Raw genomic sequence first — 17859 nt, forward strand, 5'->3', positions numbered from 1 at the left:
CTTCCCAGGAAGCGCCAGTCATCAGGACGGTACTCAGGTTAACGTGAAGGGGTTTTCTGAATGGCCGACAACAACGCCAAGCTCAGCGTCGGTGGTAAAGACCACGGTTTCGACGTTCTTGACGGATCCATCGGACCGTCGGTAGTGAACATTTCGTCCTTGTACCATGATACTGGAATGTTCACTTACGACCCGGGGTTTACCTCAACCGCGTCTTGCGAATCCAAAATCACCTATATCGATGGTGACGAAGGAACGCTTCTTTACCGCGGTTATCCGATCGATCAACTCGCAGACCATGGCGACTTCCTCGAGTCCTGCTATCTGCTGCTCTATGGCGAACTGCCGACAAAGGTGCAGAAGGACGATTTCGTCCAGCGCGTCACCTATCACACGATGATCCATGAGCAGATGAACCGGTTCTTCTCCGGTTTCCGCCGGGATGCCCATCCGATGGCCGTGATGGTCGGAACTGTCGGCGCATTGGCTGCCTTCTACCATGACTCGACCGACATCACCGATCCGCACCAGCGTATGGTCGCTTCCCTGCGCATGATCGCCAAGATGCCGACGATCGCCGCCATGGCCTACAAATACCATATCGGCCAGCCTTTCGTGTATCCGCGCAACGATCTCGGGTATGCGGCCAACTTCCTGCACATGTGCTTTGCCGTTCCGTGCGAGGAGTACAAGGTGAACCCGGTTCTGGCCCGCGCCATGGACCGTATCTTCATCCTGCATGCCGATCACGAGCAGAACGCGTCCACCTCGACGGTCCGCCTCGCGGGCTCTTCCGGCGCCAACCCGTTCGCCTGCATCGCGGCCGGCATTGCCTGCCTGTGGGGCCCTGCTCACGGCGGCGCCAACGAAGCGGCTCTCAACATGCTGTCGGAGATCGGTTCGGTGGACCGCATCCCCGAATACGTCGCCCGCGCAAAGGACAAGAACGACCCGTTCCGCCTGATGGGCTTCGGGCACCGGGTCTACAAGAACTACGACCCGCGCGCGCGCATCATGCAGAAAACCACGCATGAAGTGCTCAACGAGCTCGGCATCAAGGACGACCCGCTTCTCGACGTCGCCATGGAGCTGGAAAAAATCGCTCTCAATGACGAATACTTCATCGAGAAGAAGCTCTACCCGAACATCGATTTCTATTCGGGCATCACCCTGCGCGCGCTCGGCTTCCCGACGACGATGTTCACCGTCCTGTTCGCTCTCGCCCGCACCGTCGGCTGGATCGCACAGTGGAAGGAAATGGTCGAAGATCCGTCCCAGCGCATCGGCCGGCCGCGCCAGCTCTATACAGGCGCCGAAAAGCGCGATTACACGCCGATCGAACAACGCCGCTAAAGCAGCCGTTGTCAGAAAAGCTCCCGGATTTCCGGGAGCTTTTTTTGTTTCCGCCTAACCTGACGGATTGTTTAGCGCCGGAAGCTGAATGGCGGATGTTGTCTGGAGCTTCTTGTCTGGTTTCAATTTAACGCGACACGCTTAAATTCGGTCCAGCGCCATTGCAGTCACGACGACATCCGCCGCGGCTCCGCGCTGGCTGTGGCCATCCGGCAGGCGCATCACCTCGTCCAGCCGCGCAAGCTCGGCAACCTGCTCGCGCCGTTGCGGACTGTCGCTGAGCAAGGCCTTCAGATGGTCCGCCAGAACGTCCGGCTGCACCTCGTCATCGAGAAACTCGGGAATTGCCTTCGCGCCGAGGATTATGTTCGGCAGGACGAAGGAATCCACGCTGGAGAACCTGAAGATCCGGTTGAGCTCCTTGATCCTGCGAAAGAACCAGTCGACCTTGTAGGCAACGACCATCGGGACCCCCGACAGCGCCAGTTCCAGCGACACCGTGCCGGAAGCCGCGAGCGCGGCATGCGCACGGCGGAAGGCCGCCTTCTTGGCCTCCTGCCCGCAGACGATGTGCGGCTTCACCGGCCAGTTCGAAACGCCGTCCCGGATCCTGCCTTCAAGATGGGAAACCGCCGGCAGGACAATTTCCAGATCCGGCAGATCCTTGGCGACCTTCGCAACAGTCTCACCAAATACACCCAGGAGCCGGTCGATCTCGCTGCCCCGGCTGCCCGGAAGCACCAGCAACACTTTGCCAGCCTCGCTCAAGGGGCGGCGTTCGCCGTCGCCCGGCTGCAGGTCTGCAGAGTTTTCACTCAATGGATGACCGACATAGTGGGTGCGGGGCCCGCCAAGGCGTTTATGCACCTCCGGTTCGAACGGCAGGAGCGCCAGTAATTCATCGACATAGACGCTCATCTTCCGGGCTCTGCCCGGCCGCCAGGCCCAGACGGACGGAGACACATATCCGACGATCGGAATATGCGGCGCCCTCTTACGGACCCGTTTGGCGACATTGTGGGTGAAGTCGGGACTGTCGATGATCACCAGCACATCCGGATTGGCGGCGATCACCGCATCGACGGTCTGATACACCCGTCTGACGATGCGCGGCAACCGGGCCAGCACGGCGGTCAGTCCCATGACCGAAACGTCGGTAATGTCAAAGAAACTCGTGAGGCCGAGCGCGGTCATCCGCTCGCCGCCAACACCGCAATACCGGACACCTTCGCCAAGTCGCCCGTTCAGAGCCTTGATAAGTTCCGAGCCAAGCTGGTCGCCTGATTCCTCCCCGGCGACCAGGCAGACGGTCGGCATGCTGCCGGTCATTGATCGGCAACTCCGGCGCCCTGTGATCGGTCCAGACCGATCAGGAACAGGCCTGCCGTATCGGCCTTGCGGAGGGTTTCGTCCCTTTCGGCAATAAGCGCCCCATGCGCTTCCACCGCGATCCCCGCAAGGCCGGCCGCAAGTGCGAGATCGATTGTTCTGGGTCCGACCGTTGGAAGATCCACCCGCAGGTCCTGGTTCGGTTTGGCGGTCTTGACCAGGACGCCTGCACGTCCCTTTGCCCGTACCCTGCCGATCCGCTTCAACTCCGCGCAGCGCTCAAGCATGGCATCCGTGCCCTCGGCCCCCTCGAGCGCGACCACGCGCCCGCCGACCGCGATAGCAGCCTGACCGATATCGAGCTCGCCAAGCTTCTCGGTTGCCTTCAACGCCAGTTCGACATCCCGCCAGTCATCCTTGGCGGGTTGAACGCGGCCCAGAACACCGCCGGAGGCCAGCAATTGCGGCGCGACATCCTTGATCCCCACGACGCGATACCCCTCGTCTTCAAGCAACCGGATCACTTTCGTAAGCAGGCTGTCATCTCCGCCCGCCAGGGCCCGGATAATGGTTGGCAGACGTTTGAGCGTGCCTAAATCCCCGAGAATGGATGTGAAATCGGGCCGCCTGGACACTCCGCCGATAAGCACGATATCCCGGCAGCCGCTCGTTTTCAGAAAATTGTAGAGACGGCCGATTTCACCCCAGCCCAGCTCCGCGTCGGCCCGCTCGCGGGTAAGCGCTTCGGCTTCCCCCTTGATGGCGATGATCCGAAATTCACGCCCTGCCGCGGCAAGTGCATCCGCAATCTGTCCCGGCAGGCTGCCGTTCCCGGCAATCAGGGCAATCCGTCTCGTCTCTGCCTGATCCGGGGCGGGCATTTTCTCAGTCTTCGCTGCGCGGAGTACAAAACCGCCGGTCGTCCTTGTCCAGGATGAAATCCGTCACCGTCTTTACCAACGGCTGATCGGTACTTTCGGCCGCCAAAGCTTCCGCCCGGCTGCGCAACGTGCCGTTTTCACTCTCAAACAGAGCACGGTAGGCGGCCCTGAGAGCATGAATTTGCTCCCTCGGTATGCCTTTGCGTTTCAGGCCGACAAGATTAAGACCCGCAAGGCGCGCCCTGTCGCCAATCGCCGATCCGTAAGGAATGACGTCGAATTCGACACCGGTCATGCCGCCGATAATCGCACCGGTTCCGATCCGGGACCATTGCCGCACGGCGCTGAGCCCGCCCAGAATAACAAAATCTTCCAGTTCCACATGGCCGGCCAAAGTCGCGTTATTGGCCAGAATGACATGGTTGCCCACCTGACAGTCATGTCCGACATGTGCGCTCATCATGAAGAGGCAATTGTCGCCTACGTTTGTCACACCGCCGCCGCCTTCGGTGCCGGGGCTCATCGTCACATGTTCACGGATCTGATTGTTCGCACCGATCTTCAGATATGTCACCTCGCCGGCGTATTTCAGATCCTGCGGCTTGTGGCCGATACTGGCAAAAGGGAAGATGTGGGTGCGCGCTCCAATTGCCGTATGCCCGGCGACAACGACATGAGCCTCCAGTGTCACACCCTCGGCAAGTTGGACGTTCGGCCCGATTATCGAATACGGTCCAATACGCACCCCGTCGCCGATCACGGCCCCGTCCTCGACAATGGCCGTCGGATGTATGTCAGTCATGTTTCCTCACGCATCTACCAGCATGGCGCTGACTTCAGCTTCTGCGACTTTTGCTCCGGCGACCGTCGCCACAGCATCGAATTTCCAGATATTGGAGCGTTGTTTGATCTTCTTGACGTGAAAATGAACCTGATCGCCAGGTTCCACCGGTTTGCGGAATTTGGCCCTGTCGATGGTCATGAAATACACGAGCTGCGGCGGGGCATCGCTTCCCCTTGCATGCACGCAAAGCGCACCGGCGGTCTGTGCCATCGCTTCGATAAGAAGCACACCCGGGAAGACCGGCCGTCCGGGAAAGTGGCCAGTGAAATGTGGCTCGTTGATGGTGACATTCTTGATGCCGATACAGCTGTCATCGCCGTCCATCTCGATGATCTTGTCAATCAGCAAAAAAGGGTAGCGGTGTGGCAGAAGCTTCATGATTTCCATGATATCTGCGCTGGCAAGTATTTTGGTTTCTGCGTCTTCCATGAAATACCCCTTGGCGGATCAGCGCCGCAAAGTCCTTGTTTGATTATCCGTTTACGATCCGCCGCCGCGCTCTGCAAGTTTTCTCAGGGCGGCGACTTCGCGGAACCATTGTTTCACCGGTTTGGCCGGCGTGCCTCCGTAGCGTCCCCCGGCGGGAATGTCGTTACCGACAACGCTCACCGCCGCGACCTGGGCGCCCATGCCGATGGTCACATGTCCACGCACACCGGTCTGACCGCCGATGGCGACAAAATCCTCCAATGTGCAGCTTCCCGACAGACCCACCTGCGACACGAGAACACAATGCCGGCCGATGACGACATTGTGGCCGATCTGCACCTGATTATCGATCTTGGTTCCTTCGCCGACAATCGTGTCGCGGTTCGCGCCACGGTCGATGGTGGTGTTGGCGCCGACCTCGACATCGTCCTGAATGATGACCCGCCCCACCTGCGGGACTTTCAGATGCCCCAGAGGCCCCATGGCATAGCCGAAGCCATCCTGACCGCAACACACGCCTGGATGAAGATAAACACGGTTTCCCAGAACCGTATGCTGAACGGTGCTGTTCGGTCCGATCACGCAATCGCGGCCGATTTTCACACCCTGTCCTATGACTGTATTCGCCCGGATGACCGTCCCGGCACCGATCTCGGCACCGGCACCGATCACGACGCCAGGCTCCACGGTCACATTCTCCTCCAGGGACGCTCCCGGATCGATAACCGCCTTGGCGGAAATGGAAGCCGGTCCGGGGTCCTTTGGCACCATGGCGTCGGGGTATAGCCGCGCCAGAACCTTGGCCCAGGACCGGTAGGCATCCGCGCAGACAAGCACCGCGACCCCGTCCGGGACCTTGTCCTTATGCTTCTTGACGACCAGGCACGCCGCCGCAGTCGTTGTCTGAAGCTGATCGAGATAGACGGGATTATCGAAAAAGACCAGCGATCCGGAACCAGCCTCTTCCAGCGGCGCGACACCTGTAATTTGCAGGGTCTCGTCACCGCGTTGGATATCGGCTTCCGCCCAGTCGGCGATCTCCCGCAGCGAAACGGGATCCGGTGTCGTGAAAAATTTTGGCTCGGACATGATTTTATCCTTGTTGCCAGCCAATAAAAACGGCCGCCGATCAGATCGGCGGCCGATTTCTAACCTGCTTGACCGCTGTTTAGAAGCGGGTGCCACCACTCAAGCGGAAAACCTGCGTCTTGTCGGAGTCTTCCTTGACGAGAGGATAGGCGAAGTCGGCCCGCAGGGGTCCAAAGGGCGAATTCCAGCGGATACCCGCACCCACGGATGCGCGCAGCGCGAAATCGTTGGAGTCGATCCGTCCGCCATTGTTATCCACGAGGCTCACCAGGCTGCTGTCCGCATCCCATAGGGAACCCGCATCGGCAAACACCGCGCCGCTCAGACCGAATTCCTTCGGAAGGACAGGGAACGGGAACCGGGTCTCGGCTGTCGCTGCGACATAGAAGCGGCCACCGATCGCATCATCCGTCGACGCATCCCGCGGACCTATGCCCTGGTTCTCGAAACCGCGAACAATATTGCCGCCGAGCATGAACTGCTCGGACACCCGCAGACGCTCGTCGCCAAGGGCCATGATATTGCCGCCGCGGACGGAAAGGCTGCCGACGAGACCGTAGTCTGCCAGGATTTCCTTGTAGGCCCGTGCCTCGGCTTCGGTCTTGATGAAGTAGCTGTCGCCGCCGACACCCGCGAACTGCTGGCCGAAGGAGGCGTAAATGCCGTCCGTCGGATCGAGATTGCGGTCCAGCGTGTTGTAGCGGAACTCATACCCGACCAGCGATGTCAGATAGGTGCCGAGCGAGTCACACACCGCAAGAGACAGGTTGGCCGTATCGCAGTTGTTGATGCTGGTCGACTTGTTATCAGGATCGGAGTTCTTTTCCTGGAAGATATTGTAGTAGAGCCGGACCGTCAGTTCTTCTTCACGGAGCGGCAACGTGAAGCCGAAGCCGCCACCTGTCTTCTCCTGATCGAAGGAACGGTAATCGTTGGCGTCGTCGACCTTGCGGTAAAGATCAAGGTCGAGCGCGACACGGCGGCCCATGAAGAACGGTTCGATGAACCGGAACTCGTAGGACTGCGTGTCGGTACCGCCGCCCACGGCGATCTTCACGAACTGGCCGCGGCCGAGGAAGTTCTTCTCGGTCAGCGAAATGTCGCCGATCACGCCATCGACCGTCGAATAGCCCACACCGAACGAGATTTCACCTGTCGGTTTTTCCTCGACGCGAACATTGACAACCACGCGGTCGGCCGCACTGCCCTGCTGGGTGGTGATCGAAACGCGCTCGAAGAAGCCAAGGTTGCGCAGGCGGCGCTCGGCCTTGTCGACCAGAGCCCGGTTGAACGCATCCCCTTCGGCGATATCGAATTCCCGGCGGATGACATATTCGCGGGTGCGGTCGTTGCCGATGATATTGATCCGCTCGATATAGGCGCGCGGGCCTTCCTCGATATAGTAGATCAGGGAAATCTTGTTGTTCTCGTAGTCGCGGGCAGCACGCGGACGGACCCGTGCGAAGGCATACCCCTCTTCGGAGACGCGCAGCGTGATGTCCTCGACGGTCTGCTCGATGCGCAGCGAATTGAAGGTCTGGCCGCTGCGGGTCCGAATCAGCCGGCGCAGCTCTTCCGGATCGACGTCGGCGATCGTGGACACGATTTCGACATCGCCGACTTCGTATTTCTCACCCTCGTCCACATTGAAGGTGACATAGAAGATGTTCTGCTCGCGATCGAGATCCGCGCTCACGGACACGATACGGAAATCGGCATAACCCTTCTTGTTGTAATACTGGCGCAGCAGTTCCTCGTCGGCGGCGAGCCGGTCCGGATCGTAGGTATCGGTGCTGCGCAGCCAGCTCAGCAGTCCGCTTTCCCGTGTGCGGATGACATCGCGCAGGCGACCGTCACTGAAGGACGTGTTGCCGATGAAGCTGATACGCTCGACACCGGTCTTTGCACCTTCGTTGATTTCAAATACCAGATCGACGCGATTCTGGCCGCGGTCGATGACCTGCGGCTCGACGGACGCGCCGTAACGGCCGGAGCGGCGATAGGCTTCCAGGATATTCTGCACGTCGGCCTGAACCTTGGCGCGCGACAGCATCGAACGCGGCTGGGACCGAACGGCAGTTTCCAGGGCATCATCCTTGATCTTCTTGTTTCCTTCGAAGGAAACGCGATTGATGATCGGATTTTCGGTAACCGTGACGATAACGGTGCTGCCGCTCGGAGAGATATCTACCGTAGCGAACAATCCTGTTGCATAGAGCGCCTTCAGGGACTCATCGACATCGAAGGCGCTGTAGGAGCGCCCGGGAACGATGGTCATGTAGCTGACGACGGTTTCATCCTCGACCCGCGTGTTGCCGCGCACCTGAATGCTTCTGGCAACGGCCGCTTGCGCCTCCGTCACGAAGGACGGAATGCCAATGGTCTGAGGCAACGCCGCCCCGATTGAAAATACGGCCGCAGCGAACAGTACGGCTCGTGTAAACTTCTGCAATCGCTGCATTATTGCGCTATGCCTTTGTTTTTAAATACCCCTCCCGGAACCTGCACTCACCCGGGCAGATTCTCGGAACCGATGATCGTTTTATAGGATTTTACCGATAACGCAACTGCACTTGCCAGGTGAAAGCGATTTAGTCAGAAGACGTTGCGTCAATGTCACGGCCTGAGGATTGACATGACTTCACGAGGCAGCCCAATGCCTTAGGAACTGGGGCTCACAAGCCGCATGATATCCTTCCACGTGACGAAAACCATCATCATCAGCACAAGCCCCATTCCGATTCGGAAACCCACATCCTGAACCCTTTCGCTCAAGGGTTTGCCCCGCAGCGCTTCGGCGGCGAAATAAAGCAGATGCCCACCGTCGAGAACCGGCACCGGAGCCAGATTGATCAGGCCGATGCTCACCGACAGGACTGCGGTAAGGGAAATCAGCGGCAAAAAGCCGAGATCGGCAACCTGACCGGATATCTGCGCGACGCGAATGGGGCCGCCGAGCTGGTCGGCGGACTGGCGCTGGGAGATCACGCCCCAGACGTAGTTGACCGTTCCCTCCATGATCCGCCAGGTTTCCAGGACACCTTCATTGACCGCGCCGAGCGGCCCGTATTTGATGCGCACCAGATACTGGGGATCGCTGGAACCGCGCAGACCGATATCTCCCGCCATTTGCCGCTCGCCGAGAAAAACCTCTTTTTCCCGGGCATCGGGAGTGACAGTCAGGTCGACAAGCTTTCCGCCGCGCTCGACTTCGAACACCAGCGGCGTATTCGCATTCATCATCACGACCTGACGCAACTCGCCGAAAGTATGAATTTCGCGCCCGTCGATTTCCCGGACGATATCGCCGGCCTGAATGCCGCCGCGCTCGGCGGCCCTGCCCGCGAAGACTTCCTCGACGACTGGCTCAATGCCCTGTTTGCCGGTCAGCATGAAGAGCGTGGCGAAAATAACGATCGCCAGAAGGAAATTGGCGAGCGGTCCCGCCGCCACCACCGCCGCCCTTTGCCATACCGGCTTGGCGATGAAAGCGGTCTTGCGGTCCTCTTCGCTCATTTGCGCGATCAGTTCACGGCTCGGCACGCTGGCCGCGTTCTCGTCGCCGGCAAACTTCACGTATCCACCCAGGGGAATCATGCAGAGCTTCCACCGAGTTCCCCTCCTGTCGGTCTTGCCGATGATCTCGCGGCCGAATCCGACGGCGAAGGCATCAACCTTGACGTTGCACCAGCGGGCGACGGCAAAATGTCCAAGCTCATGGAAGAACACCACGATCGTCAGCACGAACAGAAAGGGAATGACGGTACCGACGACGAGGGAATACGCGGAAATAAGAAAGTCCATAAAGGGCGTCCGATCCTGCACTGCTTGGATTATCTGGAGCCACTGTACTAAAAGGAAAATTACGGCGTGTTAATGGTCCAGTGTAAAAATTTCAAAGACTCAGGCCCGTCCATGCCTGGCGGCGATCCATTCGCGGGTCTTTTGCCTGGCTTCCGTGTCGAGGGCCAGCACGTCCTCCAGCCGGTCGCATGCAACCAGGCGTCCCTCCCCCGCCATCCTCTCCAGAACGGCTTCGATGGCGGCGGGAATGTCAGGAAAGCGGATCTTTCCGTTCAAAAAGGCGTCCACGGCGATTTCATCGGCGGCGTTCAGCGCCGCAGGCGCGGCCCCGGCCGCTTTCATGGCGCTGATGGCAAGTCCCAGCGCTGGAAACCGCTCCGGATCGGGCGCCTCGAAGGTCAGCGTTCCAAGCTCCGCCAGGTCGAGCCGCTTGACGGGCACCGCCATCCTGCGCGGATAAGCCAGGCAGTGGGCGATCGGCGTGCGCATGTCGGGACTGCCAAGCTGCGCGAGCAGCGAGCCGTCCTTGTACTGGACGAGGCCGTGAATGGCGGACTGCGGATGCACCAGTACACCCAGCTGATCGTGGCTCACCGGAAACAGATGTGACGCCTCGATTACCTCAAACCCCTTGTTCATCATCGTGGCGCTGTCGATGGTGATCCGCGCGCCCATGTCCCAGTTCGGGTGTTTCAACGCCTGTTCCGGCGTCACGCCCGCCATCTCGTCAGTGGAGAACGTGCGGAACGGTCCGCCCGACGCGGTCAGAATGACTTTTTCGACCTGATCCGCTCTTTCCGATTCGAAGACCTGGAAAATGGCGTTGTGCTCGCTGTCCACCGGCAGCAATTCGGCTCCGGTGCGGCGGATCTTCGCCATGAAGAGATCGCCGGCGCAGACCAGGCACTCCTTGTTGGCAAGGGCAATCCGGCGGCCGGGCCTGATCGCCGCCATGGTGGGGGCGAGGCCGGCGGCGCCGACAATGGCGCCGACCACCAGGTCGGCATCGCGCTCGACCGCCTCAAGAACCGCGGCTTCTCCCGCGGACACCGCGATACCGGTCCCTTCAAGATGGCCGGCGAGGTCCTGATAGCAGGAGGCATCCGCAAGGACGGCCGACGAGGCCTTCAGCCTTTTCGCCATCGTCGCAAGCGCCCGCGCATTGCGGTTGGCCACAAGGGCAACGACGTCGAACCGTTCGGGTGACCGCTCGATCAGATCCGCCAGACTCTGGCCGATTGAGCCGGTCGCGCCAAGCACGATGATCCGGATCGGCGCAGTCTCGTCGATGAAAGCGGTTCCGGCCGCCATGGTCGCAACTCCAGACTTAACTCGTACCGAGCACTTAATTCAGACCAAGGCCCGCGATCGGATCCCTCAGGGGACCGCCTGCGATCATGCCGATCAGAACGGCGAATATGGCCGCGGCCACCAGACCGTCGATGCGGTCCATGATCCCCCCGTGACCGGGAATGAGACGGCTGGAATCCTTGACGTCGAACCTGCGCTTGACCGCAGATTCCAGTAGATCGCCTGCTTGAGAGACGATTGAAAGCGCGGCTGCCAGAAAGGCCCAGACCCACAGGTTCTGGTCCCCGGCCCCCGGCGCAGCCTCAGGTCCGGCCCAGGCCCCAGCGACAACAACCACTGCGACACCGAACGCCGCCGCCAGAATCAGTCCGCCGATAGCGCCCGACCAGGTTTTCTTCGGAGAAACCCGTGACCAGAGTTTGGGGCCCCCGAGCGCACGGCCGGTGAAATAGGCGAAGATGTCGGTCGCCCAGACCACGAACAACAGGAAGAAGGTGAACAGCAGCCCGCCGGTTCCCTCCCGAATCGCCAGAAGCGCGAAAAGCGCGCAGCCGCTGTAAAGGATCCCCTCCGCGCTCCATCTCCCGGCCCGGGAAAATCGGCCGAAGGCAAAGGCGGCAAGCGCTGCCAGCAGGATCACCGCGAAGCCGATCTCCGCATGGCCCGTCACATGACAAAGTGTGAACACGACGAGCGCGCCCTGCCCGACCAGGGCCGGAGCCGACATCTGGCGCGTTCCGGTGATCGAGAACCATTCCCAAAGGAAAAGCACGCCCGCCACGAGCATCAGCGCGGCATAGGGCAAGCCGCCCAGCCAGGTGATCAGCAGCACCAGCGGTCCGAGGATTATCGCCGAGGCGAACCTCAGGCCGAGATCCGACATTTTTTTCGCAGTGTGTTCGGGATCTGCCATCACGCGGGAGGAACGCTACAACGCCTTGGCATCAAGACCGCCATACCGGCGCTGCCGGTTGCCAAAACAGGTCAGTGCCTCGTCAAACGCCGCCTCGTCGAAATCAGGCCAGTGCTTGTCGCAGAAATAGAATTCGGAATAGGCCGCCTGCCACAGGAGAAAGTTGGAAAGCCGCATTTCGCCGCTGGTGCGGATGATCAGGTCCGGATCGGGCAGCCCGCCGGTATCGAGAGCGCCGGAAAATGCGGTTTCAGTTATGTCCTCGGGCCGCATTTCGCCGGAGAGAACCTTTTGAGCCAGCGCTTTTGCCGCCCGGACGATTTCCACGCGCGCACCGTAATTGAAGGCCACCACGAGGTTCAGACCGGTATTGTTGCGGGTCAGGTCCTCGGCTTCCTGCAGCAGCGCGGCGATGCCCGGCTCCAGATCGTCGCGGCTGCCAATGATCCGGATGCGCACATTGGCCTCGTGCAGTTCGCTCAGGTCGCGCTGCACGAAGCGCCGGAGCAGCCCCATGAGAAAGGAGACCTCGGTTTCCGGCCGGCTCCAGTTCTCGGAGGAAAAGCTGTAGATGGTGATTACATCGATGCCGCGTTTGCCGGCATGCCGGATCACCCGGCGCAGGGTTTCCAGCCCGTGGCGGTGCCCTTCCGTCCGCGGCAGGCCGCGCGCCGTGGCCCATCGCCCGTTGCCATCCATGATGAATGCAACGTGGCGCGGCGGTTTCACGCTGGAACCTTCCGCGGCAGATACATGCGGGCTCCGGTCCGGGCTGACGCTCATTAGGCTCCCCTGTTCACAGGTCCAGATCCGATCAGACCTGGGAAATTTCCTGTTCTTTTTTCTCCAGCATGCTGTCCACCTCACCGATCATCTGATCGGTCAGCTTCTGCACTTCGTCGGATGCGACACGGCTGTCGTCCTGGGAGATGTCACCATCCTTTTCCGCCTTTTTCGCGGTATCCATGCCATCGCGGCGGACGTGACGGATCGCGACCCGCGCCTGTTCGGCATATTTGTGGGCGACCTTGATCAGATCCTGGCGGCGTTCCTGATTGAGTTCGGGGATAGGCAGGCGCAGCAACTGGCCATCGACAACCGGATTGAGGCCGAGGTTAGATTCCCGGATCGCCCGCTCGACGGCGGCCACCATGGTCTTGTCCCAGACCTGGATCGCGACCATGCGCGACTCCGGCACGGACACGGTGCCGACCTGGCTGATCGGCATGGACTGGCCATAGGCCTGAACGGAGATGGGATCCAGCATGGACGCGGATGCCCGCCCGGTCCGAAGGCCTGAAAAATCGGTCTTCAGCGAAGCGAGAGCCCCTTGCATCCGGCGCTTCAAGTCGTCCAGATCGACACCTACTACCGACATTTTATCCTCACTCTTGTTTTTGACTGGGCTTGATAGAGTCCCGGCGCGCGCCAACATGGCATAAACGTGCTGAAACACAAGTCCATGTGCCCGTTCTGTTGACAATTTGGCGCAGGTCACGGGGTGGACCCGCCCGCGGCACCATGCAGAGCATCACCAAGAACCGCGAAGACTTGAAAAGACCAGCCCCGCCCGTGGCTTCGCTTGCGATAAAACAGGATTTCGATATCCGATACGGCTGCTCCTGGGGCCGGGATGGAGCCGAAAACTCCGGGAATTAGCCGCCGACGACCGTATAGGTGCCGGTCTCCTGCAGCACGCTGACGAGCGCGCCCGGCGTATGAATGGAAAAGACGATGACCGGGATGGAGTTGTCGCGCGCCAGCGCGATGGCGGTGGTGTCCATCACCTTGAGATTGCGGCTGATGACTTCTTCATAGCCGAGGGTATCGTAGCGCTCGGCGTCCGGATTGACCTTCGGGTCCTCCGAGTAGACGCCGTCGACCTGGGTGCCCTTCAAAAAGGCGTCGCATTTCATTTCCGCCGCCCGGAGCGCCGCGCCGCTGTCGGTGGTGAAGAAGGGATTGCCCGTGCCGCCGGCAAAGACGATGACGTCGCCATCCTCCATGTAGCGGTCGGCGACCCGCTGGGAAAAAGTCTCGCAAATGGACGGTACGGCGACCGCCGACAGGACGCGCGCATTGACCTTCAGCCGGCGCAGGGCGTCCGCGAGGGTCAGGCTGTTCATGATGGTCGCCAGCATGCCCATGTGGTCGCCAGTGACGCGGTTGCCGCCCTTGGCGGCCACGGCCACGCCGCGGAAGATGTTACCGCCGCCCACGACGACGCCGACCTGGGCGCCAAGGGCCACGGCATCGGCGATTTCCTTGGCGATCCTCTGCACGATGGCCGGGTCGATCCCGAAGGCCTGCGAGCCCATCAGAGCCTCGCCGGAGAGTTTCAGGAGAATCCGTTTCCATCGCAAGGAATTCGTCATGGCTGCACCCTTCGTGAAAGTCTTTTTCTAGATCAACTTTCAGACCTCCAGCCGCAATCGATTGCCGCGATCGACTGGAGGTCTGAAAGGTGATCGCTTTATAAATGCCGAAGCATCTTGTCCGCATTCGCTCGAACGCGGGATGCTCTAAAAAAAAGCGCCGGACTGACCGGCGCTTTTCATGGAACTTACTGCCCGGAGGCTGCCGCCACTTCCGCGGCGAAATCGTGCTCTTCCTTCTCGATCCCCTCGCCGAGGGCGAAGCGGACGAAGCCGGTAAGCTTGACCCCGGTGCCGAGATCCTTTGCCAGAGCCTCGACGGCCTGTTCGACCGTCTGCTCCGGATTGATGACGAAGGCCTGTTTCACGAGGGTAACTTCCTCGTAGAATTTGCGCAAACGTCCTTCCACCATTTTTTCGATGATGTTTTCCGGCTTGCCCGACTCGCGCGCCTGCTCGGAGAAGACCGACTTTTCACGCTCGACCACGGCCGGGTCCAGCGCATCGGTGTTCAACGCCAGCGGACTGGTCGCGGCCACATGCATGGCGATCTGGCGGCCAAGCGCGTTGAGCTTGTCCTTGTCGCCGGAAGATTCCAGCGCGACCAGCACGCCGATCTTGCCCAGGCCATCGGCGATAGCGCCGTGGACATAGGAGGCAACGACGCCCTCGCTTGCCGAAAGGGCGGCGGTGCGGCGCAGGCTCATGTTCTCGCCGATGGTGGCGATCGCTTCGGTGATCGTGTCGGCGACCGACTTGCCACCGAGATCGGCGGCGGAGACGGCTTCGACGGATCCGTCGGTCGTCACGGCAACCTGGGCGACCTTGGAAACCAGTTCCTGGAAGCCTTCGTTGCGGGAGACGAAGTCGGTTTCGGAGTTCAGCTCGATCACGGCAGCCTTGCTGCCGTCGGTGGCTACGCCGACAAGGCCTTCGGCGGCCAGACGGCCGGCCTTCTTGGCGGCCTTGGCCAGCCCCTTGGTGCGCAGCCAGTCGATGGCCGCTTCCATGTCACCGCCGGTTTCTGTAAGGGCGGTCTTGCAGTCCATCATGCCAGCGCCGGATTTCTCGCGGAGCTCTTTTACCATCGCGGCGGTAATGCTCATCGATTGCCTCGTGCATGGGGGTTTCGGGTGAGACACGGTTTAGCCGATGGCTTTCCGCGTCTTTATGACGGGGCTGCAACAAAGTGCAGCCCGTCTTGCGAATTCAACATGTTTCTGCCGCATAAGGCCGCGGCAGAGCTGTTATCAGGCGTCAGTAGCGGCCGGTGCGGCCTTCTCTGCTGCCGGTTCTGCTTCAGCAGCCGCCGGTTCGGCTTCAGCGGCGGCCGGTGCGGCCTCAGCAGCAGCCGGTTCAGCTTCGGCCGGAGCCGGTTCAGCAGCAGCCGGTGCGGCTTCAGCCGGAGCCTCTTCCACAGCAGGTGCGGCGGGAGCTGCTTCCGCGACCGGTTCAGCCAGAGCCTCTTCGATCGGAGCTTCTTCCGATGCGCCGACATCCATGCCGGAAGCGCCCTGGGCGCGGGAAATGCCGTCGATTGCGGCACGGGCGATCAGATCGCAGTAAAGCGACAGCGCGCGGCCGGCATCGTCGTTGCCCGGCACCGGATAGGTGATGCCGTCCGGATTGCAGTTAGAATCGAGGATCGCGGCGACCGGAATGCCCAGACGGCGGGCTTCCTGGATGGCGATGGCTTCGCGGTTGGTGTCGATCACGAAGATCAGGTCCGGGATGCCGCCCATGTCCTTGATGCCGCCAAGGTTCCGCTCGAGCTTCTCGCGCTCGCGGTCCATGAACAGGCGTTCTTTCTTGGTCAGCGAGTTCGCCGCGTCGGAGGACAGCGTCTCTTCCAGCTTGCGCAGGCGCTGAATGGACTGGGAAATGGTTTTCCAGTTGGTCAGCATGCCGCCGAGCCAGCGGGCGTTGACGAAATACTGCGCGGAGTTGCGCGCCGATGTCGCCACCGCTTCCTGTGCCTGGCGCTTGGTGCCGACGATCAGAACGCGGCCGCCACCGGCGACGGTGTCGGAAATCGCCTTCAGCGCCTGATGCAGCAGCGGAACGGTCTGGGACAGGTCCATGATGTGAACATCGTTGCGTACACCAAAGATGTACGAACCCATGCGCGGGTTCCAACGGTGTTTCTGGTGACCAAAGTGGACGCCAGCTTCCAGAAGCTGACGCATGGTGAAATCGGGCAATGCCATCGGGCTTGCTCTCCTGGTTTTCCGGTTTGACCTCCGCAAGAGGATTGTGGGCCGAAGGATTTCTCCCGTCGGCCACCGGATGGACCCCGATAAAGCTCAGGCTCCGCCCCTTGCGTGTGGAATGCGCGCCTTATAGTTGGCGGCGGATTTTATTTCAAGGGTAAAAGAAGGGAATTGTCCGGGGAAGGCAGGATTAGTGGCGAGAGGCGGCGAACGATCCCGATGGGCTTGTGTTTTTACAAAAAAATAGGGTCGATGCGGCGCGGTTGACCCAGCCCCCCGAACCAATGGGAATATCTGACGCGCTACACCGATACTGTCGTCTGAAACCGGCCCCGCGCGAAAAGGGCCGCGTCAACTGGCAGGGAATTGAGCGCGTTCACCCAACAGGTCCATGGACGTTCAACAACGAGCGGCTAAACATGGGAAGGGGATTACCGCGCCGAACATTGGAATTATGTTCCTTGCTCGTACACCCCTTTCATTAGCGCCCTCAACGCGGCCCTTCTTGATCCTCGTTTCTTAGAGCTACCAACCCTTACAAAGCTGAAACGGTTAGATATTGACGGCGGAATTATGGGTTTAAACCAATCGGTCTTTACATCTACATCAATCAATTGATTGCTTGCACCATCGACATGTCTAATTTCGTAAGCATATAGATTTCTTGCTATTAACTGTCCATTTTTATCTCTATAGTCAGAAGCAAAAGAAGTGTTTTTTCCAGTTTTAATGAAAAGATAATTATCTGGCAATGTGTCTACGACAGAAAATTCGGAAACTTTATTTCCTTCCAAGCGATCGTATAAAAAATATCTTCCATCTTCCTTAATTTCTATTAGATGCTTAACTTCTTCAATAGCGAAAAACTCCCGTCTCTTTATTGCCGTACTACCAGTTGTAACAACATACTCCGGAATTTTATCCAGCTCGGCCTTTTCTTCTGAGTACAACTCAGCTTGCTTGGTTTCAATATCAGTAGCAATTTTTTGATAGTTCATAACAAACAAGGTAATCAAGAATAGAGGTGGGAACAAATACACCGAGGTCGAAATCGACTTGCGCGTCTGAGAAAAGCTTAACAAAGAGAAAAATATTACGAAGTAGAATATTTGCGTATAAGAGAAATTGAATAGTAAAACACCAAAAATAATGCTCCAACCACTAAATCCACCATATGAACCTAGCGTAATAATGCCCACGAAAATTGTAATTATAAAAGAGAGTAATACTCCCGATCTGAATGCTCCATTCTTAATTACGAAATATAATGAAAACAAAATGATTGGAGCAAAAAATTGAATAACAAACACCTTACCCATCT

At 59.5% G+C, this 17859-nt stretch carries 15 protein-coding genes and 1 pseudogene; 1 reads left to right on the forward strand and 15 read right to left on the reverse strand.

Features of this window, described 5'->3' with window-relative positions:
* The first annotated feature begins 60 nt into the window (after positions 1-60).
* On the forward strand, positions 61-1353 hold the full coding sequence (gltA, locus tag CLV41_RS16635) for a citrate synthase (protein WP_103223552.1): 1293 nt from the start codon (positions 61-63) through the stop codon (positions 1351-1353).
* Between the two features lie 141 nt (positions 1354-1494).
* Here the strand turns inward: gltA and lpxB are convergent, their stop codons facing one another.
* The 15 genes and pseudogenes from lpxB to CLV41_RS16710 form a co-directional block, all read right to left on the reverse strand.
* Complete coding sequence (gene lpxB, locus CLV41_RS16640; RefSeq protein ID WP_103223553.1) at positions 1495-2682, reverse strand: lipid-A-disaccharide synthase; 1188 nt, start codon at positions 2680-2682, stop codon at positions 1495-1497.
* Positions 2679-3563: an LpxI family protein gene (locus tag CLV41_RS16645; protein WP_103223554.1), complete on the reverse strand. Its 885-nt coding sequence runs from the start codon at positions 3561-3563 to the stop codon at positions 2679-2681. The genes lpxB and CLV41_RS16645 overlap by 4 nt, the downstream gene beginning before the upstream one ends.
* Before the next feature lie 4 nt (positions 3564-3567).
* Complete coding sequence (lpxA, locus tag CLV41_RS16650) at positions 3568-4365, reverse strand: acyl-ACP--UDP-N-acetylglucosamine O-acyltransferase (protein ID WP_103223555.1); 798 nt, start codon at positions 4363-4365, stop codon at positions 3568-3570.
* Between the two features lie 6 nt (positions 4366-4371).
* A complete protein-coding gene (gene fabZ / locus CLV41_RS16655) occupies positions 4372-4836 on the reverse strand; it encodes a 3-hydroxyacyl-ACP dehydratase FabZ (protein WP_103223556.1) in 465 nt (154 codons plus the stop codon).
* Positions 4837-4887: 51 nt separating this feature from the next.
* Positions 4888-5925: a UDP-3-O-(3-hydroxymyristoyl)glucosamine N-acyltransferase gene (lpxD, locus tag CLV41_RS16660; protein ID WP_103223557.1), complete on the reverse strand. Its 1038-nt coding sequence runs from the start codon at positions 5923-5925 to the stop codon at positions 4888-4890.
* Between the two features lie 79 nt (positions 5926-6004).
* The gene (gene bamA / locus CLV41_RS16665) at positions 6005-8317 is read right to left on the reverse strand and encodes an outer membrane protein assembly factor BamA (RefSeq protein ID WP_408013992.1); all 2313 of its coding nucleotides are present in this window, start codon (positions 8315-8317) and stop codon (positions 6005-6007) included.
* A 269-nt stretch (positions 8318-8586) separates the two neighbouring features.
* Entirely contained in the window at positions 8587-9729 is a 1143-nt protein-coding gene (rseP, locus tag CLV41_RS16670; protein WP_103223559.1) for an RIP metalloprotease RseP, read from the reverse strand.
* Between the two features lie 99 nt (positions 9730-9828).
* Positions 9829-11040: a 1-deoxy-D-xylulose-5-phosphate reductoisomerase gene (locus tag CLV41_RS16675; protein ID WP_103223560.1), complete on the reverse strand. Its 1212-nt coding sequence runs from the start codon at positions 11038-11040 to the stop codon at positions 9829-9831.
* A gap of 34 nt (positions 11041-11074) precedes the next feature.
* Positions 11075-11923: a phosphatidate cytidylyltransferase gene (locus CLV41_RS16680; RefSeq protein ID WP_208987552.1), complete on the reverse strand. Its 849-nt coding sequence runs from the start codon at positions 11921-11923 to the stop codon at positions 11075-11077.
* 45 nt (positions 11924-11968) lie between these two features.
* Positions 11969-12736 carry an isoprenyl transferase gene (locus CLV41_RS16685; RefSeq protein ID WP_103223562.1) on the reverse strand — a complete coding sequence of 256 codons (768 nt, stop codon included), beginning with the start codon at positions 12734-12736 and terminating at the stop codon, positions 11969-11971.
* 31 nt (positions 12737-12767) lie between these two features.
* Complete coding sequence (gene frr, locus CLV41_RS16690; protein ID WP_103223563.1) at positions 12768-13331, reverse strand: ribosome recycling factor; 564 nt, start codon at positions 13329-13331, stop codon at positions 12768-12770.
* 277 nt (positions 13332-13608) lie between these two features.
* Positions 13609-14328 carry a UMP kinase gene (gene pyrH / locus CLV41_RS16695; RefSeq protein WP_103223564.1) on the reverse strand — a complete coding sequence of 240 codons (720 nt, stop codon included), beginning with the start codon at positions 14326-14328 and terminating at the stop codon, positions 13609-13611.
* 188 nt (positions 14329-14516) lie between these two features.
* Positions 14517-15434: a translation elongation factor Ts gene (gene tsf, locus CLV41_RS16700; RefSeq protein ID WP_103223565.1), complete on the reverse strand. Its 918-nt coding sequence runs from the start codon at positions 15432-15434 to the stop codon at positions 14517-14519.
* A gap of 312 nt (positions 15435-15746) precedes the next feature.
* Positions 15747-16535: pseudogene (gene rpsB, locus CLV41_RS16705) on the reverse strand (30S ribosomal protein S2); the annotation flags it as partial.
* A gap of 455 nt (positions 16536-16990) precedes the next feature.
* Positions 16991-17857: a hypothetical protein gene (locus CLV41_RS16710; RefSeq protein ID WP_103223566.1), complete on the reverse strand. Its 867-nt coding sequence runs from the start codon at positions 17855-17857 to the stop codon at positions 16991-16993.
* Positions 17858-17859 lie beyond the last annotated feature (2 nt).

Origin of the sequence: Roseibium marinum (assembly GCF_002906165.1) — a bacterium.
GTDB classification, from domain to species: domain Bacteria; phylum Pseudomonadota; class Alphaproteobacteria; order Rhizobiales; family Stappiaceae; genus Roseibium; species Roseibium marinum.